The organism is Desulfovibrio aminophilus DSM 12254 (genome assembly GCF_000422565.1).
Classification (GTDB): Bacteria; Desulfobacterota; Desulfovibrionia; order Desulfovibrionales; family Desulfovibrionaceae; genus Aminidesulfovibrio; species Aminidesulfovibrio aminophilus.
In genome coordinates, this window is sequence record NZ_AUMA01000009.1 from 1 (window position 1) to 24,549 (window position 24,549).

Sequence of the window (24,549 nt, forward strand, 5' to 3'; positions counted from 1 at the left end):
TTGCTGCAAAAAATCCTTCTCCACAGTGAGTTGGCCAATCTTGGCGTGAAGCTCTTTGATCCGCGCCTCGTCGCTTTGTTGGGCCTTTTGGGCCTTGCCCGCAAAGCCGACCGCGATCTGCTCCTTGGCCTGCTGCTTCCACTGGGAAACCTGATTGGGATGCACGCCGTACTTGCTGGCAAGCTCGGACAGGGTGTGTTCTCCGGACAGGGCGTCCAGGGCGACTCGGGTCTTGAATTCTGCGGTAAACTTTCTTCGCGGCTTGGACATCAAAAGCCTCCTTCAGGCTTCTTACGTCCACCTTAGCTCATGGTCCAGTTTTCCGAACCCACTTCTGTCTTCCGCGCGCAGTGCATCCAGGGCTGCAGCTCCATCCTCATACGCGAAGACAAGATGCCCCATGTCTGTGAGATAGTCCGCGAGGGTCTCACAAATTCGCTTCTCATCATCAAGAATAAGGATTGTGTGCTGCATGAGGTCAACTCCACTCAACGGCAAACTACGCTATATTTGAAATAAAATCATCAATAACAATATAGCAGGCCCTACTTCACATAGCTGTCAACCATCCTATCAACCGATAGGAGACCAGGGTTGACTATGCATAGTGTAATCTTTGATCAACTGGCCAATGATTTTCTCGCTATAAGTCATGGTCCACGTGCCTCGGGACTCCTTCAGTCTTCAACATGATTCCGGCTTCAGGAGTTCACCCTGTTGACCATATCCATCGGTACCGCCAATCATGCTAGTCGATTATACCCGTTGGAGTCCAGTGGTGGCCCCAAGGGGGAGTGCCCTGCCGCTCCGGCACGTGAAAACACCAAGCACATGAGCTACGCAATTCCATCGATGAGAAGGGGCTAGAGTTTCCCATCGTGCGCTCTTGGGCTTGCATCCGGGGGGACATATTGGGCCGATCCCGCGCAACCCGCCGGGACAAAGTGCTCTTTCAACTTGCCCTGCTCTGGGGATGAACTCGATGAGAGTATCTTGAAAATCCTTCCGAACATCGCCCGCAGCATCTTGTCAATAAATTGTATTTATTAACTTTTTATAAAAAAGCCGACCTCATTCAAGGGCAAAAGCCGTCTTTGCTTCTGTTTTCGCACGTAGCTACCCGGTTCCTCAAAGGGAGTCAGGTTATGATCATCACCCACTCTTCGCTCCTTTATTGGCCGGAAAGACTGAGAAGCAACTCCCGGAGAATGGACCGCGTGATTTGGCCGGTGAAGAATGCCGTGAGGAGACTCGTCCCTAGGGCAGCCAGGATGATCATGGGAATCAACGCATACACACTGCGACGTGCTTCCTCTTGCATCGACTGCAAACCCTCCAAACGCTCCAGCAACCATCTCCAGAGCTTGGCTCGAGGTAAGGACTTTTGTATTTCTTTAAGCTGAATAACCAGTTGGCTCAACGCCTCCCGGATCTCGGTCTGAGTCATCGCCTCTCCCGTGGTCATTCGCTCCCTGGGATTGACCGCAATCACTGCATCCCGAATCTCGTGCAACAGGGCCAACACCCCCTCGGCCCGGTCCATGGCCTTCGCCGCCTCTGTCTGCTGGGTCTGACGCAGCCGCTCCACCTTGGAAACCGTGTCCGTCTCGTTGCTCATGCCGTATCTCCAGTTCTTTGATGACGCCCAAGGCCGCATATCTTCTGCCAAGCTGAGAGCCTTTGGCCCGATAGCCGCCAAGCCCGAAGCTCAGTCCTCTCAGCGCTCCGGCCTTCCAGTTTTCTCTCACCTCAACACCAGTCAACTCCAAACGCGCTTTGAAATCATTGAAATCAACGGCTGCCTGCAACGCCGACTCAATGCACGCTTGGAGAACGATTTTTTCAGGAGGTTCGCCCGTTCGAGCCAGGCGCTGCACATGCCGACTCGGCGACTGTCGCCGGGGTAAACGCGCGGCTTCACCAGGAGTCATGGCACCTAACCGCAGCCCCAGCTTCCGCTCGATCACCTGGATAATCCGCGCTGAGCGGGCGTAGTCATTGCTGTCAGAGACACGCGCCGGTCGGCCGAAGCGGTCTTGGCGCGTGGGGTCGATGGCCAGAGCGCAGAGGTGCAGGTGCTGGCAGCCAGCGTCTTCATGGATGGCCGCAAACCAAGGGACAGAGCCATATCCCATGCGTTCCATATAGTGGATCGCGGCCCAGGACCATTGTTCCATCGTCAACCGCTCCCCCGGGGCCAGACTCAAGGTCCGGTGCAAAACCGGTTTCGATAGGTCACGGCGAGCCGCCCGCAGCCACACAGAAAGCGGCAGGCCGCAGGCCTGAGCTCGCGCTTGGGCATCTGCATGGTCCTTTGAGCTCATCCGGACACCGACAATGTGTTCCAGGCGGTTTTTTTCTTCGGCCGAGCCATCAGTCATGCCTTCCGGACGCCGGACGGCCGAGCCCGCAGGGCGACGGGGGTCGGGTTTCCGTGCAACGGAAACATGCGTCCCTCCTTACACCGAGGCAAGAAGCGACGAATTCCCTATGGAGATCAGCGCCGCACATAATCAGGAGGCCCCGCCGTTTTTCCTTGGCCGACCGGGCTTACGAAGATGAGGCGATTGGGAGGCGGATTCCGGCGCAGAAGGAGCGCCGGCATTTATGCCCTGCCGGACAGCCTCGGCATCAAGCCAATTGGAGATGTCGCTGGCCCGCCATAACAGCTTGCCACCAAGGCGAAGTGCGGGAGGCAAAGACCGGCCACGGTGCCGCCGAAGGCGAATGCCTCGCGGAGTGGTTCGCAGGAGTTCCGCCAGTTCCTCTATCGTCAGCAGCTTATCCACGAGCGTTTCACCTCATCTTCACGTCGTTTCCCTCTGCTTAGCGGCGGACGCTCTCCACTGAAATCCGCATGATTCATCACTTGGACTCTCTTGCCGACCTAGCGCGCGAGCGGCGGATGCCGTTTTCGCATCTGGGCAGATGCCCCTCGCCGGATTTCGCAGACGGAGGAGCGCGACAGGAGTATGGAGACAATTTGGAGACGGTATCAGTGAAAGAGGAAGAAACAGCGCGGAAAAAGCGGAGACAATACGGAGACAGTCAAGGTGGAAAATCGTTTCTGAAGGCCTAAAATGAAAAAGCGGATTGGTATTTAACCATCCGCTTTTCAATGCTTTCTTGGTCGGGGCGAGAGGATTTGAACCTCCGGCAACCAGCTCCCAAAGCTGGCGCGCTGCCAGACTGCGCCACGCCCCGACCGGTGGCGGTTGCTTACGTGAAAAGCCGTCCGCCCGCAAGGCGCGTCAGCCCAGGCCCACCCCGGCGATGGCCTCGCCGCAACGCGCGCAGCGCCCGTCCTTGACCTCCAGCCCGGTGACCGCGAAGCCGAGACGGCGGATCACCACCTGGCCGCAGGCAGGGCAGAAGGTGTGCCCGTGCTCATTGCCCGGCACGTTGCCCACGTAGACGTAGCGCAGACCGGCCGCGTTCCCGGCGGCCGCGGCGCGCTCCAGGCTGGCCAGGGGCGTGGGCGGCAGATCCTGCAGCTTGTACTGCGGGTGAAAGCGCGACACATGCCAGGGCGTGTCGGGGCCCAGCTCCCGGGCGATGAACCCGGCGATGTCCCGCAGTTCCCCGTCCGAGTCGTTGAGTCCGGGGATGAGCAGGGTCGTGACCTCCAGCCACCAGCCCAGGGACCGGATGCGGCTGAGGTTCTCCAGCACGGGCGCGAGCTTGCCACCGCAGCGGTCCCGGTAGAACTCCTCGGTGAAGGCCTTCAGGTCGATGTTGGCCGCGTCCACCAGCCCCGCCAGTTCGTCGAGACAAAAGCGGGACATGAAGCCGTTGGACACGAGGATGTTCTTGAGGCCCCTCTCGCGGGCCAGCCGGGCGGTGTCCTGCACCAGCTCGAAAAAGACCGTGGGCTCGGAGTAGGTGTAGGAGATGCTGGCCGCCCCGCATTCCAAGGCCGCCGCCAGAAGCGATTCCGGGGTCGCCGGATGCCCTGCTATGCGCCCCCCCCCGCGCGGCGGCTGGGAGAGCGAGGCGTTCTGGCAGAAGGAGCAGGAAAAGTTGCAGCCGGGCGTGCCGAAGGAAAAGGTCTGGGTTCCTGGATGAAAATGGTAGAGCGGTTTCTTCTCAACGGGGTCCAGGTTGGCCGCGGCCACCCGGTCGTAGACCAAGGTCAGGAGTGTTCCGGCCTGGTTCTCTCGCACGCCGCAACGGCCGCGATCACCGTCGTCGATGCGGCAGAAATGGTTGCACAGGCGGCACTGGACCTTGCCGCCGCCCAGCGCTTCCCACAGCCTGGCCTCGCGCATGGTTCGCCTCCGGAGTATGCCGCCATTGTATCCCAGCCCCGGCGAAAAGCAACGGCGAGACGCGGAATCAGCGCCTAGTCCCCTTATTCGTGGCGTTGACCCCCACGTCCACGCCGATGACCATGTTCTCGTACCAGTCCCGTTCGGGATGACTGCGCGGCACGGACTCGATGCGCAGACCGTCGGTGGCGTTCTCCGTGATGGTCGTGACCTCGTCGGCGTTGCGGGTGCCGAAGGTGTTGTCCTGCCTGTTCTTGGCCGTGTCCTTGTTGGGAAACTTTCCGGCGGCGGCGGGCGTCGAAAAGGCGACGGCCAGAACCAGGCAAAGGACGGCGACGAATGAACGCATGGCGGCTCCTCGCGGGGTTCGGAACCCCGTCTTCACGGGAAACACTGTCCCTCTTTTTCTCGAACCATGCAAGCTTCGCGCCGGGAGAAAGCGAGGAAAGGCCTTGAACTCCGCGTCGCCTGGACTTATATTTTGGAACAGGCGCTTTGCCGACAACAGACACAGGAGAACCGCCCCCCCATGCCCAAGCGTACGGACGCCTACAAGGCCGCCGGAGTGGATGTCGAAGCCGCCGGCGAATTCATCTCGCGCATCAAGAAAATGGTTGCCGGAACCTTCACCAAGGGTGTGGTCACGGACATCGGCGGCTTCGGCGGCCTGTTCAAGCTCGACCTGAACAACGTGGAGAACCCCGTGCTGGTGGCCGGGACCGACGGCGTGGGCACCAAGCTCAAGCTGGCCTTCCAGTTCGACCGCCACGACACCATCGGCATCGATCTCGTGGCCATGAGCGTCAACGACGTCCTGGTCCAGGGCGCCAAACCGCTGTTCTTCCTCGACTACTTCGCCACGAGCAAACTCGACACCGAGCGCGCCGTGAGCGTGCTCTCGGGCGTCGCCGACGGCTGCAAGCAATCCGGCTGCGCCCTGCTGGGCGGCGAGACGGCCGAGATGCCGGGCTTCTACGCCGAGGGGGAGTACGACCTCTCGGGCTTCTGCGTGGGCATCGTGGACGACCGGCGCATCGTGGACGGTTCGACCATCACCATTGGGGACCGGATTCTGGGTCTGGCCTCCAGCGGCCTGCATTCCAACGGCTACTCCCTGGCGCGCAAGGTGTTCGACGCCTCCGGCCTGAAGCCCTCCGACCCCTTCCCCGGCGACGAAGCCCGGACTGCGGCCGAGGTGCTCCTCCAGCCCACGCGGATCTATGTCCAGCCGGTGCTCAACCTGCTGCGCGACCTGACCATCAAGGGCATGGTGCACATCACCGGCGGCGGCTTCTACGACAACGTGCCGCGCGTCCTGCCCAAGGGCGTGGCCGCGAGCTTCAGCTTCGGTTCCTGGCCCGTGCCCCCGGTCTTCCGCTGGCTCAAGGAGCAGGGGGGGCTGGACTGGCCGACCATGCTCCAGACCTTCAACTGCGGCGTGGGCTACATGCTCATCGTGGGCAAGGACGTGGAGGAGGACGTGCGCAACAGGCTCAAGGGCATGGACCTGGAGGCTTACGTCATCGGCGAGATCGTCAAGGCCAAGTCCGGCCAGGAACAGGTGGTCGTCAGCTTCCCCGCCGAAAGCTGCTGAGACCGCTCAGCGTCTTTCCATGGGCCGCCGGGAGTTCGCGCTTCCGGCGGCTCATTCGTTCCAGCCCGGCCCAACGTTCTCGATGCGGGTCAGCTCCAGCGTGAAGTGGCCCACGGCCACCTCGCTGCGGACCTTCACCGGCAGGCGGCGCTCGTCGGCAGAAATCCAGACGATGAGCTTGGCGCCCGGGCTCTTGCGGAAAACCCCGCCCACTTCGGCGACATTCGGCTCCACCCGGAAGCAACGGAACTCCCCGGCCTCGGTGCGCACGGTCTCGATCCCCCCGATGCGGGCCATGCCGCGCACGAACTTCTTGCCGTCCGTCACCGGACCCTCGAAATCCATCCCCGTGATCAGGGGTCGGGTGCGGAAGTGAAAGAGCATGGACAGCGGGTCGAAGGCCTGGGGCGGCCAGATGAACAGCTCGTGGCGCACCTCGCCCTGGATGCTGCGCACGGCCCGTGAAAGCAGCCAGTTGAACTCCACCCGGGCGTCCTTGTGGTAGCCGCCCTCGTTCTGGTCCGAATGGAAGGACAGGGCCCGGGTGAGGTCGTAGTCGGTCTCGGACTCGATGGTCGTGCGCACCTTGTAGAAGGCGTCCACGAAGGAGTTGCTCCGGGCCTGGCCGCGAAAGCGCAGCACCGGCCCGTCCGGACGCCGCTCCACGGGCAGAACCTCCAGCACGGCCGTGCCCGCCGGAACCACGGTCCAGGAGATGGCGTAGGTCAGGCGTTCGCCGGGAGCGAAGGGAAAGCCCGGACGCTGTCCGGCGCGGGCCGGAACGGCCGCGGCCAGGAGCGCCAGGCCCAGAAGGAACGCAAGCAGTCGGGCCGGAACGCGCATTCGCACAAGGTGTGGTCAGAGGGTCCGGATGTCAAGATCGACGCCCGGCGGCGAAACACTTGCCCACAAGCCCGCCTCGCGTTAAAAATGAACCGAACCCGCTGGAAGAGGCTTCCTTTTTCCACCGGAAAACCGAGCAAAGGAGACCGCGACATGCTGTTACGGAAGCGGGCATGGGACATGATGCGGGAGGACTTCCCCTCCATCCGCGAGGACGACACCCTGGCCGAGGCCATCCGGGCCCTCACGGCCGCCATGAAGGAATCCCCCGAGAACCATACCGTGGTGGTGCTCAAGAAAAACGGCGCCTTCCGGGGCGTGACCACCATCTGGAACGTGCTCAAGGCCGTGCAGAACACGGTGCTCAAGGACGACGCGCTGAAGAACATCGAGGAGTCGGACTGGGACCAGACCTTCGCCCGGGCCTGCACGGTCTGCACCCAGACCGGCCTGGAGGCGCACCTGGAGACCGACGTGGCCATGCTCAAGCCCGGCGACGCCCTGCTCACGGTCCTGGACAAGTTCCTGGCCAAGAAACGCGGCTACGCCGTGGTCGAGGAAGGCGACCGGGTCATCGGCATCGTCTATGCCGGAGACCTGTTCCGCGAGATCGCCAGGGACATGGTCCGGGCGTTCTGATCCGCCACGGGCGGCAAGGAAACGAAAAGGCGGCCGGGAATCCCGACCGCCTTTTTTCGTCCGCTCGGCTCGGATCTACTTCTTCTGGTTCTGGGTCACGACCATGGCCTGGAGGTGCTTGGTCATCTCCGGGTCGTAGCCTCCGTCCTGGGACAGGGCGGACACGGCCTTGAGCGGGTCCATGGCCTCCGCGTGGGGCCGTTTGACGGTCATGGCGCAATAGGAGTCGGCCACGCCGCACAGCCGCCCGGCCGGGCTCAGGGCCGCGCCCGCGATCTTGCGGGGGTAGCCCGTGCCGGTGAGGCGTTCATGGTGCTCCAGGACGCAGGCCTCGACCTCCGGGAACTTGAGATCCAGCTTGGCCAGCATCTCATAGCCCAGCATGGGATGCTGGAGAACCTTGGAACGCTCGTCGGGCAGCAGGGGCTTGGGCTTCTCCCGGATGAACGGCGGGATCTTGGTCATGCCCATGTCGTGCAGGAAGAGCCCGGCGGCCAGATGGTCGAAGCTCTTGCGCTTCATCCCGCCCTCTTCGAAGTTCTTGGCGTTGAGCCGGATGTGCAGGGCCAACCCCATGATCCCGCTGTTGAAGGCGTGGTTGGGCAGGGAGTGCTCGGGATGCAGACGCCGGGTCAGGGCGCGGATGCGCTTGGGGTCGTTCCAGAGGTACTCGGTGAGGACCATGAGGTCGGTCCAAAGCTTGGCGAACACGGCCGGAACCGGCTGGTCCAGGAACTCGCCCAGGCGGCGGGTCATGGCCTGCTGGAAGATGTCCGCGATCTCCTTCTCCTGCAGGTTCTTGTCGATGAGCACCAAGTCGAGCTGGTAGCTGATGTGCTTGACGTAGACCGCGTGGTCGGCGCGGGAGACGAAGACCAGCCCCTCGTCCGTGAGCCCGGCCAGTTCCTCCACCTGTTCGTTGGAGAGGCGGCCGCCCACCTGGAAGTAGGGCATGATCCGGGCCACGTCCTCCTTGAAGCGAAAGATGTTCAGGGGTGGACGGTATTTGTTGAAACTGCCCAGGATGTCCTTGTTGATCTGGTAGAACTCCTCGGAAAGCCCGTCGGGCACGTCCATCTTCTGCTTGGCGCTCATGCTCCGCTCACTTTTCGAAGATTTTCACCACGTTGGTCTGGGTCTGGATCTGGTTGCGCCGGGGCTGCCCGGCGGTGACCACCACCGTATCCCCGGCGGCGAAGGCCGGGGAGTCGCAGACGAACCGTTCGGTTCGGTCCTGGTGGGAGTCCTCGCCCTCGGGCGGCGCGGCCGGGATCACCCCCCAGGAGAGGTTCGTGAAGTGGCGCACTCGGGCGTCCGGCGAGAGAGCGTAGACCGGCTGCTTGGGCCGGCAGGCGGCCAGGATGCGGGCCGTGGCCCCGGAGGTGCTGTGGCAGACGATGGCCTTGGAGCGGGTCTTCTGGGCCAGGAGCGCGGCGGCGTAGGCCAGGAAGCGCGCGGGATGCTCCTGGTCGCCAGGGGCCTTGGGCCCAGAGGAGGATTCGAAGTGGAACTCCTCGGCGGTCTGGGCGATCTTGCGCATGAAGGCCACGGCCTTGTCCGGATACTTGCCGATGGCCGTCTCCTCCGAGAGCATGATGCAGTCCGCGCCGTCCAGGATGGCGTTGGCCACGTCCGTGGTCTCGGCCCGGGTGGGCAGGGGGCTGTTGACCATGGAGAGGAGCATCTGGGTGGCCACGATGACCGGCTTGCCCGCCGCGTTGCAGGCGTTGATGATCCGCTTCTGGATCGCCGGGATGTCCGAAAGCTCGCATTCCAGGCCCAGGTCGCCGCGGGCCACCATGATCCCGTCGGCCTCCTCCAGGATGCGCTGGAGATTCTGGATCGCGCCCCGGCGTTCGAGCTTGGCGATGATCGGCAGGGTCTTGCCGAGCTGGCGCATCTCGGCCTTGAGGGCGCAGATGTCGTCGGAACTCTGGACGTAGGACATGGCCACCACGTCCACGCCGATCTGCAGGCCCAGGGCCAGATCCACCTTGTCCTTGGAGGTCAGGGCGTCCAGGGGCGTGGTCTTGCCCGGAAAGGCGATGCCCTTGCGCGGCGGGGCTATGCCCGCGTTCTCGGCGGTCATGCGCACCAGGAAGTCGTTCTCGCGGCCGGTGACGTGGAATTGGAGCATCCCGTCGGAAAGGGCCACCATGTCGCCGACCTTGAGGCTCTTGATGACCGCGGGCTGGTCCAGACAGATGACCGGTTCGCTCCGGCCCTCCTCCTGGCCCGGAACGCCCAGGAGCACCTCGTCGCCCCGGCTGATCTCCAGGGTGCCCAAGCCGATGTCGCAGGTGCGGATCTTGGGCCCGGAGAGATCCTGGAGGATGGACAGGGTCACGCCCAGCTTGCGTTCCAGCCCTCGGATGATGTCCACCAGCCGGATGAAGCCCTCCTTGCCGCCGTGGGAGAAATTCAGCCGGAAGATGCGCGCGCCGGCGTCCACCAAGGACTGAACGGCGTCCTCCTCCGAGGATGCCGGCCCCAGGGTGGCGATGATCTTGGTGTGCATGGTCCCGTCCCTTTCGCGGCGCGGCGGAGCGGGCGCGCCGTACAGTCTATATCAATAAAAAAATAAAACCATCGAACACACGATCGCCCTGCTTTCCGGCACCGGCGCGGCTCCCGGCCGGTACCCCTGGAAGCGAGTCATATCCTCATTTTTTCATGTTGGAAATGTCTTTTTCAGGTTGACATTCCCTTGTGTTTGGAACAAGGGTGGGAGTACGTATAAAAAACGTGGGAAAAAGTGCCGAAAGGTGGAGTCGGAATGAAGTTCCGCGGTCACGCGCACCGCAGCCTGGACCCCAAGGGCCGCATCATCCTGCCGCCGGAGTTCCGCGACCAGATCTTCGCGGAAGTCCAGGACGGCAGAATCGTGCTGACCATCTTCGAGGGCCACGTCATCGGCATCACCCCGGCGCAATGGGACAAGCTCGAGGCCGAGCTGCAAAAGAAAAGCAAGAACCCCAGCCGACAGCTGCGGGACTTCATGCGCATCCTCTACTCCGGCTACGAGGAGGTCCAGGTGGACTCCCAGGGCCGCATGCAGTTGCCCGCGCACCTGCGCAAGAGCGGCAAGCTGAACAAGGAGGTCGTCCTCCTGGGCGTGGGCGACCGTTTCGAGATCTGGGGCGAGGAGAGCTATCAGAGCCTGCTGGAGCAGGACTACAGCGATGTCTCCGACGAGTTGTCCGATGCCGGCGTCATTCTGCCCTTCTAACGGGGCGGAACCCTGCAACGGAGGCGCGTCGGGCGCGCACGTCACGGTTCTTTTGCGGGAGACCGTGCAGTGGCTCGCCCCCAGGCCGGGAGGTCGCTACCTGGACGGCACCCTGGGCCTCGGCGGACACAGCGAGGGCATTTTGCGGGCGGCCGGCGGCGAGGCCGAGATCCTGGGCCTGGACCGCGACCGGCAGGCCATGGATATGGCCGCGAAGCGGCTGGAGCCCTTCGGCGGGAGAGTGCATCTGGAGAACACGTCCTTCAGCGGCTTCGAGGCGGCCCTCGACCGCCTGGGCTGGGATCGCGTCGACGGCGCGGTGCTCGACCTCGGCGTGTCCTCGCTCCAGTTGGACACCCCGGAGCGCGGCTTCAGCTTCATCGCCGACGGGCCGCTGGACATGCGCATGGACCAGGGATCGGGCTTCAAGCCCGCGCGCGTCCTGGTGAACAAGGCGGGATTCGAGGAGTTGCGGAGGATCATAGGCGAATACGGCGAGGAGCCCATGGCAGGGCGCATCGCGCGGGCCATCGTGCGCGAACGGGAGCAGGAAGAGATCGTCTCCACGGCCCGCCTGGCCGAGATCGTGTCCCGGGCCTACCCCCCCGACCGTCGGCGCCAGGCCCGCAACCATCCGGCCACCAAGACCTTCATGGCCCTGCGCCTGGTCGTGAACCGCGAGCTGGACGAACTGAGCGAATTTCTGGAGCGCATCCCCGAGCGGCTCATGCCCGGGGCGCGCGTGGCGGTCATCGCCTTCCACTCCCTGGAGGACCGCATCGTGAAACAGGCTTTCCGCCGTCAGGAAAAAGGCTGCGTCTGCCCCCCCCGGCAGCCGCTCTGCACCTGCGGCCGGAAGCCGACCATGAAGATCCTGACCAAGAAACCGCAGGTTCCGGGCCAGGGGGAGATGGACGCCAACCCCCGCAGCCGCAGCGCCAAGCTGCGGGTGGCCGAACGGCTGCCGCTGGAAGGGGGCCGCGCGTGAGCGCCGCGCGTGGAGGATTCTGGGTCATGGTCCCTCTCCTGGCCCTGGCCCTGGCCCTCGGGCTGGCCTCGGTCTGGATGAACATCGAGCGGGTGGACCTGGCCTACACGCTGAAGAAGATGGAACACGAGCTGAGCGACAAGAGCACGCTGGCCGACAAGCTGGGAGTGGAGCGGGACAACCTCATGGCTCCCTATCAGCTCAAGCGGCTGGCCGACAAGTTCGGACTGGGACCGGCCGGTCCCGGGCAGATCCGCCGCCTGAACCAGGCGGAGGAAGCCGGGACGGCCAACCCTTGAGGCCCTAAGAGATGGCGAGAACAAAAAAGCAAGGCCGGGACTTCAGCAAGTTCAAGCTCGCGACCGTCGCCGGCCTCTTTGTCGTTCTCCTGACGGCCCTCTGGGTGCGCGCGGGCTATCTCCAGCTCTACCGGGGCTCGCAGTTGGAGGCCCTGGCCTCGCGCCAGAGCTACGCCGCCGAGTTCGAGCGCGGCCAGCGCGGGCGCATCCTCTCCCGAGACGGCACGGTGCTCGCCACCAGCGTGGAGGCCCACTCGGTCTACGCCCGGCCCATCGACGTGCCCCAGCCCGCCGCCGCTGCGCGCAAGCTGCGCGAAATCCTGGACATCCCCGAAGCCGAGGTGCGCAAGCAGCTCGGATCGCGCAAGAACTTCGTCTGGATCAAGCGCCAAATCAGCGACGTGCAGGCCAAGGCCGTGGCCGAGGCCCATCTGGACGGCGTGCATCTGACCACGGAGTACAACCGACTCTACCCCAACGGCCACCTGGGCGGCCAGATTCTCGGCTTCGTGGATGTGGACGGCAAGGGGCTGGAAGGCGTGGAGGCCACCTTCGAGGAGCTCCTGGCCGCCGGGCAGGCCAAGCTCGTGGTCCAGCGCGACGCCGCCGGCCGCCGCCTGTACCTGGACGATCAGGGCCGGGAGATGGACATCAACGGCCGCGACGTACGCCTGAGCATCGACTCCCATATCCAGGACCTCACCGAGCAGGCCCTGGCCGAGGCCGTGCGCAAGTACGAGGCCCAGAGCGGCATGGCCATCGTGGTTCACGTCAAGAGCGGCGAGATCCTGGCCCTGGCCAACTACCCCTTCTTCAATCCCAACGTCAGCCGCAGCAGCCCGGCCTCCGTGCGCCGCAACCGCGCCGCCCTGGACGTCGTCGAACCCGGCTCGACCATGAAACCCTTCCTGGTGGCGGCCGCCCTGGAGGAGAAGGTCGTCACCCCGGAGCAGCTCATCGACTGCGAGAACGGCAAGTGGAAAATCCGTTCCAAGATCATCCGCGACGACCACCCCCACCGCTGGCTCACGGTGAACCAGATCATCCGCTACTCCAGCAACATCGGCGCGGCCAAGGTGGGTCAGGCCCTGGGCTCCCAGCGTTTCTACGACTATCTGCTGCGTTTCGGCTTCGGCTCCCGTCCCGGCGTGACCGCCCTCTCCGGGGGCAGCGGCATCCTGCACCCCGCGCAGTCCTGGTCGGACATCGACCTCGCGGCCATCTCCTTCGGCCAGGCCATCGGCGTCACGGCCCTGCAGATGGCCAAGGCCTATCTCTGCCTGGCCAACATGGGCGAGGCCAAGCCCCTGCGCCTGGTTCTGGACCCGGCTCCGGAAGCCCCGGAAGCGGGGGGACGGGTGGTGAACGAGAAGGCCGCGCAGGCCGTCCTGTCCATGATGCGCGAGGTGGTGGAGATGGACGGCACGGGCAAAAAGGCCCGCATCCCGGGCGTGCCCGTCGCGGGCAAGACCGGCACGGCCCAGAAGGCGGGCAAGGGCGGCTACAGCGACGAGCGGCTGTCCTCCTTCGTGGGCCTGATCCCCGGCGACAATCCGGAATTCCTGGTCCTGGCCCTGGTGGACGAACCCAAAACCATCTCCTACGGCGGCGTGGTCGCCGCGCCCGCCGTCAAGGACATTGCATCCCGGGCCCTGGCCTACTATGGAAGGCTGCCTGACGCGCCTGAGGAGGCCGAGGAGACCCGGCCCGACCCGGACCCATCGAGCATGACGGCCCAGGTGCTGCCCGCCGGGCAGCCCCGCACGCCGGGGGAAATGGTCCCGGACCTTTCCGGCCTGCCTCTGCGGCGGGCCGTGGAGCTTTTGGTGCAGAAGGGCATCGTCCCGGTCGTCAAGGGCCGGGGCATGGTCGTCAGTGGACAGAAACCCGCCGCGGGCGAACCCTGGCCCGAAGGGAGGGAAGGCAAGGATGATGTTTTTGTTCTCATCCTCTCCTAGCAACAGGCGCAAGGCGAAAAGGAACGAAGAGACCGACATGCGCTGGCTGGAACTTTTGGATCGCGTCCGCGCTGGACTCATGGTCCGCACGGATTCGCGGCTGATCACCCCGGGCGAGGTCTTCGCGGCCATGCCCGCCGCCGGGGACAAGCGCGACGGCTTCATCGCCGACGCCGTGTCCCGGGGCGCGGAATTCGTGGTGGCCGAAGGCCCCGTGGCTCGCGACATCCTGGGCGGGGCCGCGCTCATCGAACGCCCGGACGCCACCGAGGCCCTGGGCGAGCTGGCCAAGGCCTACTTCAAGACCGGCCAGGCCGTGATGAAGATCATCGGCGTCACCGGCACCAACGGCAAGACCACCACGAGCTACCTCATCGAGCACATCCTGACCTCGGCGGGCCTCAAGGTCGGCCTGCTGGGCACCGTGGCCTACCGCTGGCCGGGCTTCAGCCTGGACGCCAGCCTGACCACCCCCGGCTGCTGGCAGCTCCACGAGCTTTTCGCCAACATGGAGAAAAGCGACGTGGACGTGGCGGTGATGGAGGCCTCCTCCCACGCCCTGGATCAGAACCGCGTGGCGGGCCTGGAATTCGACGCGGCCGTGCTGACCAACGTGACCCAGGACCATCTGGATTACCACGGGGATATGGAAACGTATTTCCGCGCCAAGTCTAGACTTTTTCACGACTGCCCTCGGCCGGACAAGCGCTGCGTGCTCAACTGGGACGACCCCTACGGCCGCCGTCTGTTGGCCGACACGCACCCCTCCCTGGGCTACGGCCTGACCGACGCGCCCCTGGGCGACACGACCCTGGCCGGGACCATCCTGTCCTGCACCGGCAAGGGTCTGCACCTGCGCATGTCCTACAAGGGCAAGACCTGGGAGTTGGATTCCCCGCTGGTGGGCGCGCACAACGCCCAGAACCTCCTGGCCGCCCAAGCCGCCTGCCTCTCGCTGGGATTGTCCTGCAAGGAGGTCCGCCGCCTCGCGGAGTTCAAGGGGGTGCCCGGCCGTCTGGAGCGCGTGGACAACGAGCGGGGCCTGGCCGTGTTCGTGGACTACGCGCATACCCCCGACGCCCTGGTCAACGTGCAGAAGACCCTGCGGGCCCTGGACTTTCAGCGGCTCATCACGGTCTTCGGCTGCGGCGGCAACCGCGATCGCACCAAACGCCCGCTCATGGCCAGGGCCGTGGCCGAATACGCCGACGTGGCCGTGCTCACTTCGGACAACCCGCGTTTCGAAGACCCCTCGGCCATCATGGACGACGCCCGCCCCGGGCTGTCCCAGGGCGGCCGCGAGATCGAGATCGTCGAAGACCCGGACCGCTACCGGGCCCTGTGCGAGGCCGTGGCCCTCATGCGCGAGGGCGACGTGCTGCTGGTGGCGGGCAAGGGGCACGAGACATACCAACAGGTGGGCGGCAAGAAGCTGCCCTTCAGCGACGTGGAGGCCGTGCGCCGCGCCATCCGGGAGGTTCTGGGGTGAAGCTGACCCTGCGCGAGATGGAGACCTGCCTCACAGGCGCGCCGGAAACCCCGCAAGGGGTCGACCGTCCCGTGGCCGCCGTGCGCACGGACAGTCGTTCCGTGGGCCGGGGCGAGGTCTTCGTCTGCCTCTCCGGCGAACGCTTCGACGGGCACGAATTCGCGTCCCAGGCCGTGGCCCAGGGGGCCCTGGCCGTGGTCGCCGCGCGGCCCCTGCCTGAAATCACCAAGGTTCCGGTGATCGTGGTCCGCGACACCGTGGCCGCCCTCGGCCGTCTGGGCCGCTTCCTGCGCGACCGCACGCGGGCGAAGGTGGTGGCCGTCACCGGCACGGCCGGAAAGACCACGGTGAAGGAAATGATCGCCCGAGTGGCCGGGACGCGCCTTTCCGTGGCCAAGAACTTCAAGAACTTCAACAATCAGATCGGCCTGCCCCTGTCCATCTTCGCCGCCAGCGGCGAGGAGGACGTCTGGGTGCTGGAGGCTGGCATCAGCAAACCCCACGACATGGCCGAACTGGGCTTCATCCTGGCCCCGGACTTGGCCGTGATCCAGAACATCGGCCCGGCCCACCTGGAAGGACTCGGCAGCCTGGAGGGCGTGGCACGGGCCAAGGCCTCCCTGCTCAGGCACCTGAAGCCCGAGGGTGCGGCCCTGGTGAACCGCGACTATCCCCTGCTCTGGAACGAGGCCCTGGCCCTGCGCCCCGACGCCGTGGCCTTCTCGGCCACGGATGCCTCGGCCGCGCATTTCTGCGCCTTTCTCGGCCCGGAGCCCGACGCCACCGGCCGTTTCCGGCTGAAGACCCCGGGCCTGGACCGCGAACTGGTCCTGCCCTTCTGCGGCGCGCACTTCGCGGAGAACGTCGCGGCCACGGCCGCCGTCGCCCACCACCTGGGCCTGCCGCCCGAGGCCGTGGTCGAAGGGCTCTCCGGCTTCACCCGCCCGGACCAGCGCTTCTGCTGCCTGCCCGGCGCGGCCTGGACGCTCATCGACGACACCTACAACGCCAACCCGCTGTCCATGACGCGGGCCATCGAGACGGCCCGGAGCATGGCCGGGGACCGGCCCCTGGTCCTGGTCCTCGGCGCCATGGGCGAACTGGGTCCGGAAGCCGCCGAGGCCCACGAGGAGCTGGGACGCTTCCTGCGCGGCGTCGCGCCGGCGCGGGTCTTCTTCCAGGGCGGTTTCGCCCGCGACGTGGCCCGGGGCTTCGGCTCCAACGGCTCGGCCCCGCTCACGGCCGTGGACGATCCCGACCAGATGCTCAACGCCTGGCGGCAGATGGGTCTGCCCGGCGGCGTGGCCCTGGTCAAGGGCTCCCGCTCCGCGCGCATGGAGCAGTATGTGGCCGCCCTGGCCCGCGAACTGGGATGCTCGGTCCCGGGAGGCAAGACGGCATGATCTACCATCTGCTCTATCCCCTGGCGACCCAGATCGGGGCCTTCAACGTCTTCCGGTACATCACCTTCCGCTCGATCTACGCCCTGCTCACGGCCCTGGTCCTGACCATCGTGCTCGGCCCGGCCATGATCCGCTGGCTGACCAAGCTCAAGTGCGGGCAGTACATCCGCGAGGACGGCCCGCAGCACCAGTGCAAGCAGGGCACCCCGACCATGGGCGGTCTGCTGGTGGGCCTGGCCGTGGTGGGCAGCACGCTGCTCTGGGCCGACCTGCGCAACCACTACATTTGGCTGGCCCTTTTCGTCTTCACCGGCTTCGGGGCCGTGGGCTTCGCCGACGACTACATCAAGGTGGTCAAGAAGCGGAACAAGGGCCTCTCGGCCCGGGCCAAGTTCCTGGGGCAGCTCCTGGTGGCCGGCGTGGCCGTGACGGCGCTCATCTTCGAACCGGTCTACTCCACCAAGCTCTCGGTGCCCTTCTTCAAATACTTCGTGCCGGACCTGGGCTGGTTCTACCTGCCCTTCGCCCTGGTGGTGCTCATCGGCGGGTCCAACGGCGTGAACCTCACCGACGGGCTGGACGGCCTGGCCACCGGGCCCATTGTCGTGGCCTCGGCCACCTTCGCCATCTTCGTCTACGTGGCGGGTCACGCGGGCATCGCGGACTACCTGAACATCGCCCATCTCCCCGGCGTGGGCGAGGTCACGATCATCTGCGGCGCGCTGGTGGGCGCGGGGCTGGGCTTCCTCTGGTACAACGCCTATCCGGCCCAGGTTTTCATGGGCGACGTGGGCAGCCTGTCCATGGGCGGCCTGCTCGGCTTCATCTCCGTGCTCTGCAAGCAGGAACTGCTGCTCGTCCTGGTGGGCGGCGTGTTCGTCTTCGAAACCCTCTCGGTGATCCTCCAGGTCGGCTACTTCAAGGTCACGGGCGGCAAGCGGATCTTCCGCATGGCTCCCCTGCACCACCATTTCGAGATGAAGGGCATTCCGGAATCCAAGATCATCATCCGGTTCTGGATCTTCTCCATTCTCATGTCCCTCATGGCCCTGAGCACGCTCAAGCTGAGGTAGGACGACGTGACGACATCGGTGCGAAACGCGACGGATCGGGTCCGCGACAAGCAGGTCGTGGTCGTGGGCGCGGGCAAGTCCGGCCTGGCCGCCGCGCGTCTGCTCCTGGAAAACGGGGCGCGCGTGGCCCTGGCCGACGCCAAGCCGGAGATTTCCGCCGAGGTTCTGGGCGATCTGGCCGGACGCCTGGACCTCCGCCTGGGCGCGCACACGCCGGAACAGTTCCGCGACGCCGACCTGGTGGTCCTCTCCCCCGGCGTCCCGGCCAAGAAGATCGCCGCCGCCCTGGCCCCCGTGGCCCCGGAAAACGTGGTGGCCGAGCTGGAGTTCGCCTCCTGGTTCCTGGAGGCCCCCATCCTGGCCGTCACCGGCACCAACGGCAAGACGACGACCACAACGCTCGTCTCGCGCATCCTCGAGGACGCGGGCAAGACCGTGTTCACCGGCGGCAACATCGGCACGCCCCTGTGCGAATTCATCCTCCAGGGCGGCCGCGCCGACGTGGTGGTCCTGGAGGTCTCCAGCTTCCAGCTCCAGAACTGCCGGACCTTCAAGCCCAGCGTGGCCGTGCTCCTGAACTTCGCGCCCAACCACCTGGACTACCACCTGGACATGGAGGAATACCTCTCGGCCAAGCTGAACCTCTTCGCCCGCATGGACGGGAACGGCACGGCCATCCTGCCCGAGGAGATGCGCGACGAACTGTCGAAACGCGACTTCACCCGCGCCCGCATGGTCTGGTTCGCGCCCACGGACCGCTTCCCGGCCCCGCACCTGCACGGCGCGCACAACCGGGCCAACGTGGAGGCCGCCTGGCAGGCCGCGAAACTCTTCGGCGTGGGCGAGGAAAGCGCCCGGGCCACCGTGGCCGCCTTCCTGCCTCTGTCGCACCGGCTCCAGACCGTGACCGAGAAGAACGGCGTGCTCTTCGTGGACGACTCCAAGTCCACCACCCTGGACTCCACGGCCGCGGCGGTGAAGAGCTTCGAACGGCCCGTGCGCCTGCTCCTGGGCGGGGTCTTCAAGGGCGGCGACGTGGCGAGCCTGCTCCCGGCGCTCGACGGCCGGGTGGTGGAGATCGGCCTGTTCGGCGCGGCCCGCGAAATCTTCGAGCCTGTCCTGGGCGGCCGTTTCCCGCTCTTCTGGGAGCTGGACCTGGACAAGGCCGTGCGCCGTCTGGCCGCGAACAGCCGTTCCGGGGACGTGATCCTGCTCTCCCCGGCCACGGCCAGCTTCGACGCGTACACGAGCTACGGGGCCCGGGGCGACCACTTCCAGCGCATCGTGAGGGAACTGCCATGATGAACGAGGCCGGACGCGTTCCCGAAACCGCCAAGCACCCGGACTGGTGGCTCCTGGTGGCCGCCCTGCTTCTGGCGGGATTCGGGATCATCATGGTTCTCTCGGCCAGCGGGATCATGGCCGAGCGCTACTATGGGGACAAGTACATCTTCTTCAAGAAGCAGGCCGTGTACGCGGCCCTGGGCCTGGTGGCCATGTTCTCGATCTACCGTCTGCCGCGCAAGTTCTTCTACAACACGACCTATCTCTGGGTTCTGGGCGTGATCCTGCTCCTGGGCCTCTGCGCCCTCACGCCCCTGGGCGTGTCCGCGGGCGGCGCCAAGCGCTGGCTCCGCCTTGGTCCCGTCTCCATCCAGCCCCTGGAGTTCGCCAAACCGGCCCTGGTCCTCTACCTAGCCTATTTCTTCTCGCGCAAGCAGGAGTTGGTGAAGACCTTCAGCGTGGGCTTCCTGCCGCCCTTCTTCGCCACCGGGGTGCTCTGCCTGCTTCTGCTCCTCCAGCCGGACTTCGGCGGCGCGGTCTTCTTGGCCATGCTCCTCTTCTTCATGTGCTTCGTGGGCGGCACCCGATTCATCTACCTGCTGCTCTCGTTCCTCTTCGCGGGTGGGGCCGGCTGGCTGCTGATCAGCTCCTCGCCCTACCGCTTCAAACGCTGGACCGCCTTCCTGGACCCCTTCAAGAGCGCCCAGGCCGAGGGATACCAGCTCGTGCAATCCTTCTACGCCTTCGGCTCCGGCAAGCTCTTCGGCGCGGGCCTCGGCGCGGGCCGCCAAAAGCTCTTCTACCTGCCCGAGGCGCACAACGACTTCATCATGGCCGTGGCTGGAGAGGAACTGGGCTTCATCGGCCTCTCGGCCGTGCTGTTGGTGGTGGCGATCCTGCTCTGGCGGGCCTTCTCCATCGCCTACCGCCAGGAAGACCTGCAGGACCGCTTCACGGCCTTCGGCATGGCCTCCATTCTGGCCCTGGGCAGCGTGCTCAACCTGGCCGTGGTCCTCGGCACGGTGCCGCCCAAGGGCGTGCCCATGCCCTTCGTCAGCTACGGCGGCAGCAGCCTGATCGTCTGCTTCGTCTGCGTCGGATTCCTGTTGAACCTTTCGCGGAGCGCGGTGCGGTGGAGAAAATCGTGATCACCACCGGCGGCACCGGTGGCCACATCTTCCCGGCGCTGGCCGTGGCCGGGGAAATCCTGAAGCGACACCCCCGCTGCGGGGTGCTCTTCCTCGGCGGCCCCGGGCCCGAAGGCGAATTGGCCCGCAAGGCCGGTCTGGAGTTCCGCGAACTTCCGGCCAAGGGCATCGTGGGCCGGGGGCTCAAGGGCCTCTTCGCCTCCACCTGGCTCGTCGGCGGCCTGTGCAAGGCCCTGGCAGCCCTGCGCTCCTTCCGGCCCCAGGCCGTGATCGGCTTCGGCGGCTACGCCGGGTTCTGCCCGGTGTTGGCGGCCCGCATCCTGGGCATCCCCACGGCCGTCCACGAGCAGAACTCCGTGCCCGGCGTGACGAACCGCATCCTCGGAAAGGTGGCCCGGCGGATTTTCCTCTCCTTCCCGGACCGCGCCGGGGCCTTCCCGGCGGCCAAGACCCGGCTCACCGGCAACCCCGTGCGGCCGGAGATCGCCGCCGTGGGCGCGGCCGCCCCCCGGGCTCAGGGGCGCAACCTGCTCGTGCTCGGCGGCAGCCAGGGCGCGCGGGCCGTGAACGACGCCGTGATCGCGGCCCTGCCGCTGCTGCGCGAAGCCCGGGTGGAGATCGTGCACCAGGCCGGCCCCGCCGACGCCGAACGCGTGCGCCGGGCCTACGAGGAAGCCGGGCTGGACGGCTTGGCCGTGCGCGGCTTCATCGAGGACATGGCCGGGGAATACGCCCGGGCCGATCTCCTGCTCTGCCGCTCCGGGGCCACCACGGTCTTCGAGGCCGCCGCGGCAGGAAAACCCGCCGTGCTGGTGCCCTTCCCCCACGCCACCCACGACCACCAGACGGTCAACGCCCGGGCCCTGGCCGAGGCGGGCGGCGCGGTGGTCCTGGCCCAGTCCGGGCTCACGGCGCGCGTGCTGGCCGACACGGTGACGGAACTTCTGGACGATTCCTCCCGGCTGGCCGGAATGGCCCGCGCCGCGCGCTCCTTCGCCCGGCCGGACGCGGCCTCGGCCATCGTGGACGGGATCGGGGAACTGCCGCTTCGGGCGGCCTGAGAAGAGGACGAGAGAATGACCGCAGCCCAAGGCCCCATCGTTTCGTCGCACACGGCCCAGTCCGTGCACATCATGCGCAGCCGCGTGAACACCATCCACATGGTGGGCATCGGCGGCGCGGGCATGAGCGGCATCGCCGAGGTGCTTCTCAACCTCGGCTTCGCGGTCACGGGTTCGGACCTCTCGGCCGGGGCCGCCGTGCGCCGCCTCAAGACCCTGGGGGCCACGGTCTTCATCGGCCACGGCGCGGAGAACGTCACCGAGGCCGACGTGCTGGTGAAGTCCACGGCCATCGCCGAGAACAACCCCGAGTTGGCCCGGGCCCGCGAACTGGGCATCCCGATCATCCCCCGGGCCGAGATGCTGGCCGAGCTGATGCGCCTGAAGACCGGCATCGCGGTGGCCGGAACCCACGGCAAGACCACCACGACCTCGCTCCTGGCGACCATCTTCACCGAGGCCGAACTGGACCCCACGGTGATCATCGGCGGCCGCCTGAACACCTACGGATCCAACGCCCGCCTGGGCGAGGGCGAATACCTCATCGCCGAGGCCGACGAGTCCGACGGCTCGTTCCTCTGCCTCTCCCCGATCATCACTGTGGTCACCAACGTGGACAAGGACCACATGGACCACTACCCCGATCTGGCGGCCATCGACCAGGCCTTCACCCAGTTCATGAACCACATCCCGTTCTACGGCATGAACGTGGTCTGCGGCGACGACCCCGGCGTGCAGCGCCTCCTGCCCGCCATCAAGCGCCCGGTGTTGACCTACGGCCTGGGCAAAAGGAACCGCCTGCGCGGCGAGATCATGGCCTCGCATCTGCGCAGCGTGTTCAAGGTCGGCCTGGACGGCGAACCCTGGGGCGAGGTGACCCTCTCCCATCCCGGCCACCACAACGTGCTCAACGCCCTGGCCGCCATCGGCGTGGCCATCGAGGCCGGACTGCCCAAGGAGGCCATCCTCCAGGGCCTGGCCAACTTCGGCGGCGTGGGCCGCCGCTTCGAGAAGAAGGGCGAACGCAAGGGCGTGCTCGTGGTGGACGACTACGGCCACCATCCGGCCGAGATCAAGGCCACCCTGGACACGGCCAAGGCCTGTTTCCCGGAACGCCGCCTGGTGGTGGCCTTCCAGCCGCACCGCTTCACCCGCACCCAGGCCCTGTTCGGGGACTTCTGCAAGGTCTTCGACGGCGTGGACCAGCTCCTGCTGACCGAGATCTACCCGGCCTCCGAGGCCCCGATTCCCGGAGTCAACGGTTTGTCCCTGGCCCAGGGCATCCGACAGGTGAGCAAGACGGCGGTGCGCTTCTTCCCGGATTTCGCGGCCATGGAGCGGGCCCTGCCGGAATGCCTCAAGCCCGGCGACCTGTTCCTGACCCTGGGCGCGGGCAGCATCTGGCAGATCGGCGAGAACTGGCTCAACGCCGCAGAGGACGCGGAGTAGGATCATGGCCCTGAGCGTGCGCGAAAAACCGCTCCTGCGGGAGCTGACCACCCTGGGACTGGGCGGAACCGCCCTGGCCGAGGCCGTGGTGCGCGCCGAGTCCGATCTGGACGAACTCTCGGGGTTCTTCGCCCGTTCCGGCGGCCGTCCCTTCGTGCTCGGCGGCGGAAGCAACATCCTGGCCCTGGACGAGGATTCGGACCTGGTGCTGGTGAGCGTCCGCAACGCCGACCTGCCCGAGGCCCCGGCCGGGAACGGCGCGACGCTGGTCCGCGCGGGCGCGGGCCTGCCCCTGCCCCGGCTGCTCAAGTTCTGCGAGGAGACCGGGCTCTCCGGCCTGGAGCCCCTGGCGGGCATTCCCGGCCGCGTGGGCGGGGCCGTGGCCATGAACGCCGGATCCTACGGCGCGGAGATGAAGGACCTGCTCGCCCGGGTGCGTCTCTGGACCCCGGATCGCGGGCTGTTCTGGGTCGAGGCCCGGGACTGCGTCTTCGGCTACCGGCATTTCGAGGTCCCGTCCGGGATCGGCCGCCACCTCGTATGGGAGGCCGAGTTCCGCCTGGCCTGCGCCGACCCGTCCGCCGTGCGGGCCAAGGCCCGGGAGATTCACGAGCGCAAGAAGGCCACCCAGCCCGTGAACGCGCGCAGCGCGGGCTGCGTGTTCAAGAACCCGCCCGGCAAGAGCGCCGGGATGCTTTTGGACCAGGCCGGATTCAAGGGCCGCCGCGTCGGGAACATGGCCTTTTCGGAACTGCACGCCAATTTCCTGGTCAACCTGGGCGGAGGCCGGAGCGCCGAGGCCCTGGAGCTTCTGGACACGGCCCGGGCCACCGTGCTCGACCGGTTCGGGGAACGCCTGGAAACGGAGGTCATCATCCTGTCATGAGCACGCTGGCCATGCGGCAAGGCCGCCTCAAAATCGGCGCCAAGCGCGGCAACCGCTTCAAGAAGGCGTCCCGTCCGGCGGGCTCGCCCTCGCGACTGTCCTCCGGGGTGTCCCTGTTCGCCGGGCTCTGCCGGGGCGCGCTCTGCCTGACGCTCCTCCTGGGCGTCCTCGGCGCCCTCGGCGTGGGGCTGCTCTACGGCTACCGCTACGTGACCATCCATCCCTATTTCTCCCTGCGCGAAATCCAGGTCACGGGCAACGAACGCCTGAACTACGGCGAGGTGCTCACTCTGGGCGACCTGGCCCTGGGCCAGAACTGCCTGGACGTGAACGTGGCCGAGGTGGAGCGGGCCCTCTCCCAGAATCCATGGGTGGCCCAGGCCTCGGTGCGCCGCGAACTGCCCAACCGGCTGTTCATCCAGGTCAAGGAGCGCGTGCCCGTGTTCTGGGTCCAGCGCGAAGGCAAGCTGCTCTACGCCGACGCCTCGGGCGCGGTCATCGCGCCGGTGGAGCCGGGCCGATTCCACTCCCTGCCCCTCTTGGAGGTGGACAAGGAGAGCGCCGGAGACTCCCGGGCCCTGGCCACCATCGTGGGCATGATGCAGAGCCGCGACCTGCCCTTCGGTCTGGGACAGATCGCCTGGGTCCATCTGACCTCCTCGGGCGACGCGGAATTCCAGCTGGATACCGAGGGCTTCACCCTGCGTTTCCCCATGCGCGACTGGCGCTCGGAGCTGTCGCGCATCGCGGCGGTCTGGCAGGATCTGCGCCGCCGGGGAGAGCTTCCCGGGGTCGCCTCCATCGCCGCTGTGGAGGGCATGGTCTGCGTGAAGAAAAAGACGCCGCAACACTCTTCGTGAGCGCGCGGCATGACGGACGATAACGATACGGACGACGGACGGGCCGCGGCCCGAGAGAGCGAAACAAGGAGAGGAGAG

Annotated in this window: 23 protein-coding genes, 1 tRNA gene and 1 pseudogene; 15 read left to right on the forward strand and 10 right to left on the reverse strand. The window is 66.3% G+C overall.

The features are described from left to right. From H587_RS0106535 to H587_RS0106560, 7 genes and pseudogenes are all read right to left on the reverse strand, one after another. Positions 1–270, reverse strand: a 270-nt coding sequence (locus tag H587_RS0106535) for an IS3 family transposase (RefSeq protein WP_034608794.1), incomplete at its 3' end; no start/stop codon positions are given. Between the two features lie 901 nt (positions 271–1,171). After that, positions 1,172–1,618, reverse strand: a complete 447-nt coding sequence (locus H587_RS21050) for a hypothetical protein (RefSeq protein WP_027175583.1) — start codon at positions 1,616–1,618, stop codon at positions 1,172–1,174. Positions 1,619–1,955: 337 nt separating this feature from the next. Next, positions 1,956–2,381: pseudogene (locus tag H587_RS21370) on the reverse strand (relaxase/mobilization nuclease domain-containing protein); the annotation flags it as partial. A gap of 132 nt (positions 2,382–2,513) precedes the next feature. Further along, positions 2,514–2,789, reverse strand: coding sequence for a helix-turn-helix transcriptional regulator (locus H587_RS21375; protein ID WP_084630486.1), 276 nt, complete (start codon positions 2,787–2,789; stop codon positions 2,514–2,516). Between the two features lie 338 nt (positions 2,790–3,127). After that, positions 3,128–3,204: transfer RNA gene (locus tag H587_RS0106550), tRNA-Pro, on the reverse strand. 47 nt (positions 3,205–3,251) lie between these two features. Continuing rightward, a complete protein-coding gene (gene amrS, locus H587_RS0106555) occupies positions 3,252–4,268 on the reverse strand; it encodes an AmmeMemoRadiSam system radical SAM enzyme (RefSeq protein WP_027175584.1) in 1,017 nt (338 codons plus the stop codon). Positions 4,269–4,335: 67 nt separating this feature from the next. Then, positions 4,336–4,617: a hypothetical protein gene (locus H587_RS0106560; protein ID WP_027175585.1), complete on the reverse strand. Its 282-nt coding sequence runs from the start codon at positions 4,615–4,617 to the stop codon at positions 4,336–4,338. A 180-nt stretch (positions 4,618–4,797) separates the two neighbouring features. On the opposite strand from H587_RS0106560, the gene purM reads away from it, so the two are divergent. Next, a complete protein-coding gene (gene purM / locus H587_RS0106565; RefSeq protein ID WP_027175586.1) occupies positions 4,798–5,862 on the forward strand; it encodes a phosphoribosylformylglycinamidine cyclo-ligase in 1,065 nt (354 codons plus the stop codon). 51 nt (positions 5,863–5,913) lie between these two features. On the opposite strand, the gene H587_RS17575 is transcribed toward purM, so the two are convergent. Beyond that, on the reverse strand, positions 5,914–6,705 hold the full coding sequence (locus H587_RS17575; RefSeq protein WP_051202505.1) for a DUF3108 domain-containing protein: 792 nt from the start codon (positions 6,703–6,705) through the stop codon (positions 5,914–5,916). A gap of 153 nt (positions 6,706–6,858) precedes the next feature. Between H587_RS17575 and H587_RS0106575 the strand changes: the two genes are divergently transcribed. Beyond that, positions 6,859–7,344: a CBS domain-containing protein gene (locus H587_RS0106575; protein WP_027175587.1), complete on the forward strand. Its 486-nt coding sequence runs from the start codon at positions 6,859–6,861 to the stop codon at positions 7,342–7,344. Between the two features lie 75 nt (positions 7,345–7,419). Here H587_RS0106575 and H587_RS0106580 read toward each other — a convergent pair whose 3' ends face one another. Together H587_RS0106580 and pyk are read right to left on the reverse strand one after the other, a co-directional pair. Beyond that, positions 7,420–8,439, reverse strand: coding sequence for an HD-GYP domain-containing protein (locus H587_RS0106580; RefSeq protein WP_027175588.1), 1,020 nt, complete (start codon positions 8,437–8,439; stop codon positions 7,420–7,422). A gap of 7 nt (positions 8,440–8,446) precedes the next feature. Beyond that, positions 8,447–9,862 carry a pyruvate kinase gene (pyk, locus tag H587_RS0106585; protein ID WP_027175589.1) on the reverse strand — a complete coding sequence of 472 codons (1,416 nt, stop codon included), beginning with the start codon at positions 9,860–9,862 and terminating at the stop codon, positions 8,447–8,449. A 258-nt stretch (positions 9,863–10,120) separates the two neighbouring features. On the opposite strand from pyk, the gene H587_RS0106590 reads away from it, so the two are divergent. From H587_RS0106590 to H587_RS0106650, 13 genes are all read left to right on the forward strand, one after another. After that, on the forward strand, positions 10,121–10,573 hold the full coding sequence (locus H587_RS0106590) for a division/cell wall cluster transcriptional repressor MraZ (protein WP_027175590.1): 453 nt from the start codon (positions 10,121–10,123) through the stop codon (positions 10,571–10,573). Further along, positions 10,548–11,561, forward strand: coding sequence for a 16S rRNA (cytosine(1402)-N(4))-methyltransferase RsmH (gene rsmH / locus H587_RS17580; protein ID WP_051202506.1), 1,014 nt, complete (start codon positions 10,548–10,550; stop codon positions 11,559–11,561). The genes H587_RS0106590 and rsmH overlap by 26 nt, the downstream gene beginning before the upstream one ends. Beyond that, positions 11,558–11,860, forward strand: coding sequence for a hypothetical protein (locus H587_RS0106600; RefSeq protein ID WP_027175591.1), 303 nt, complete (start codon positions 11,558–11,560; stop codon positions 11,858–11,860). The genes rsmH and H587_RS0106600 overlap by 4 nt, the downstream gene beginning before the upstream one ends. Before the next feature lie 11 nt (positions 11,861–11,871). Beyond that, complete coding sequence (locus tag H587_RS0106605; RefSeq protein WP_027175592.1) at positions 11,872–13,818, forward strand: penicillin-binding transpeptidase domain-containing protein; 1,947 nt, start codon at positions 11,872–11,874, stop codon at positions 13,816–13,818. A 37-nt stretch (positions 13,819–13,855) separates the two neighbouring features. Beyond that, positions 13,856–15,307 (forward strand): UDP-N-acetylmuramoyl-L-alanyl-D-glutamate--2,6-diaminopimelate ligase, encoded by a 1,452-nt coding sequence (locus H587_RS0106610; RefSeq protein WP_027175593.1) that lies wholly within the window; start codon positions 13,856–13,858, stop codon positions 15,305–15,307. Beyond that, positions 15,304–16,710, forward strand: a complete 1,407-nt coding sequence (locus tag H587_RS0106615) for a UDP-N-acetylmuramoyl-tripeptide--D-alanyl-D-alanine ligase (protein WP_027175594.1) — start codon at positions 15,304–15,306, stop codon at positions 16,708–16,710. Before H587_RS0106610 ends, H587_RS0106615 begins: the two co-directional genes overlap by 4 nt. After that, entirely contained in the window at positions 16,707–17,783 is a 1,077-nt protein-coding gene (mraY, locus tag H587_RS0106620; RefSeq protein ID WP_027175595.1) for a phospho-N-acetylmuramoyl-pentapeptide-transferase, read from the forward strand. Before H587_RS0106615 ends, mraY begins: the two co-directional genes overlap by 4 nt. A gap of 18 nt (positions 17,784–17,801) precedes the next feature. Beyond that, positions 17,802–19,085: a UDP-N-acetylmuramoyl-L-alanine--D-glutamate ligase gene (gene murD / locus H587_RS0106625; protein WP_027175596.1), complete on the forward strand. Its 1,284-nt coding sequence runs from the start codon at positions 17,802–17,804 to the stop codon at positions 19,083–19,085. Then, positions 19,085–20,215: a putative lipid II flippase FtsW gene (gene ftsW / locus H587_RS0106630; RefSeq protein WP_027175597.1), complete on the forward strand. Its 1,131-nt coding sequence runs from the start codon at positions 19,085–19,087 to the stop codon at positions 20,213–20,215. Before murD ends, ftsW begins: the two co-directional genes overlap by 1 nt. Continuing rightward, positions 20,200–21,276 carry an undecaprenyldiphospho-muramoylpentapeptide beta-N-acetylglucosaminyltransferase gene (murG, locus tag H587_RS0106635; RefSeq protein WP_027175598.1) on the forward strand — a complete coding sequence of 359 codons (1,077 nt, stop codon included), beginning with the start codon at positions 20,200–20,202 and terminating at the stop codon, positions 21,274–21,276. Before ftsW ends, murG begins: the two co-directional genes overlap by 16 nt. Before the next feature lie 72 nt (positions 21,277–21,348). Further along, positions 21,349–22,725: a UDP-N-acetylmuramate--L-alanine ligase gene (gene murC / locus H587_RS0106640; RefSeq protein WP_027175599.1), complete on the forward strand. Its 1,377-nt coding sequence runs from the start codon at positions 21,349–21,351 to the stop codon at positions 22,723–22,725. Positions 22,726–22,729: 4 nt separating this feature from the next. After that, positions 22,730–23,611 carry a UDP-N-acetylmuramate dehydrogenase gene (gene murB, locus H587_RS0106645; RefSeq protein ID WP_027175600.1) on the forward strand — a complete coding sequence of 294 codons (882 nt, stop codon included), beginning with the start codon at positions 22,730–22,732 and terminating at the stop codon, positions 23,609–23,611. After that, positions 23,608–24,471, forward strand: coding sequence for a cell division protein FtsQ/DivIB (locus H587_RS0106650; RefSeq protein WP_027175601.1), 864 nt, complete (start codon positions 23,608–23,610; stop codon positions 24,469–24,471). The genes murB and H587_RS0106650 overlap by 4 nt, the downstream gene beginning before the upstream one ends. Positions 24,472–24,549: the final 78 nt, after the last annotated feature.

Coding starts and splice junctions, on each gene's coding strand:
- H587_RS21050 (WP_027175583.1), bottom strand. CDS start 1,618: ATGAGCAACGAGACGGACACGGTTTCCAAGGTGGAGCGGCTGCGTCAG.
- amrS (WP_027175584.1), bottom strand. CDS start 4,268: ATGCGCGAGGCCAGGCTGTGGGAAGCGCTGGGCGGCGGCAAGGTCCAG.
- H587_RS0106560 (WP_027175585.1), bottom strand. CDS start 4,617: ATGCGTTCATTCGTCGCCGTCCTTTGCCTGGTTCTGGCCGTCGCCTTT.
- purM (WP_027175586.1), top strand. CDS start 4,798: ATGCCCAAGCGTACGGACGCCTACAAGGCCGCCGGAGTGGATGTCGAA.
- H587_RS17575 (WP_051202505.1), bottom strand. CDS start 6,705: ATGCGCGTTCCGGCCCGACTGCTTGCGTTCCTTCTGGGCCTGGCGCTC.
- H587_RS0106575 (WP_027175587.1), top strand. CDS start 6,859: ATGCTGTTACGGAAGCGGGCATGGGACATGATGCGGGAGGACTTCCCC.
- H587_RS0106580 (WP_027175588.1), bottom strand. CDS start 8,439: ATGAGCGCCAAGCAGAAGATGGACGTGCCCGACGGGCTTTCCGAGGAG.
- pyk (WP_027175589.1), bottom strand. CDS start 9,862: ATGCACACCAAGATCATCGCCACCCTGGGGCCGGCATCCTCGGAGGAG.
- H587_RS0106590 (WP_027175590.1), top strand. CDS start 10,121: ATGAAGTTCCGCGGTCACGCGCACCGCAGCCTGGACCCCAAGGGCCGC.
- rsmH (WP_051202506.1), top strand. CDS start 10,548: ATGCCGGCGTCATTCTGCCCTTCTAACGGGGCGGAACCCTGCAACGGA.
- H587_RS0106605 (WP_027175592.1), top strand. CDS start 11,872: ATGGCGAGAACAAAAAAGCAAGGCCGGGACTTCAGCAAGTTCAAGCTC.
- H587_RS0106610 (WP_027175593.1), top strand. CDS start 13,856: ATGCGCTGGCTGGAACTTTTGGATCGCGTCCGCGCTGGACTCATGGTC.
- mraY (WP_027175595.1), top strand. CDS start 16,707: ATGATCTACCATCTGCTCTATCCCCTGGCGACCCAGATCGGGGCCTTC.
- ftsW (WP_027175597.1), top strand. CDS start 19,085: ATGAACGAGGCCGGACGCGTTCCCGAAACCGCCAAGCACCCGGACTGG.
- murC (WP_027175599.1), top strand. CDS start 21,349: ATGCGCAGCCGCGTGAACACCATCCACATGGTGGGCATCGGCGGCGCG.
- murB (WP_027175600.1), top strand. CDS start 22,730: ATGGCCCTGAGCGTGCGCGAAAAACCGCTCCTGCGGGAGCTGACCACC.
- H587_RS0106650 (WP_027175601.1), top strand. CDS start 23,608: ATGAGCACGCTGGCCATGCGGCAAGGCCGCCTCAAAATCGGCGCCAAG.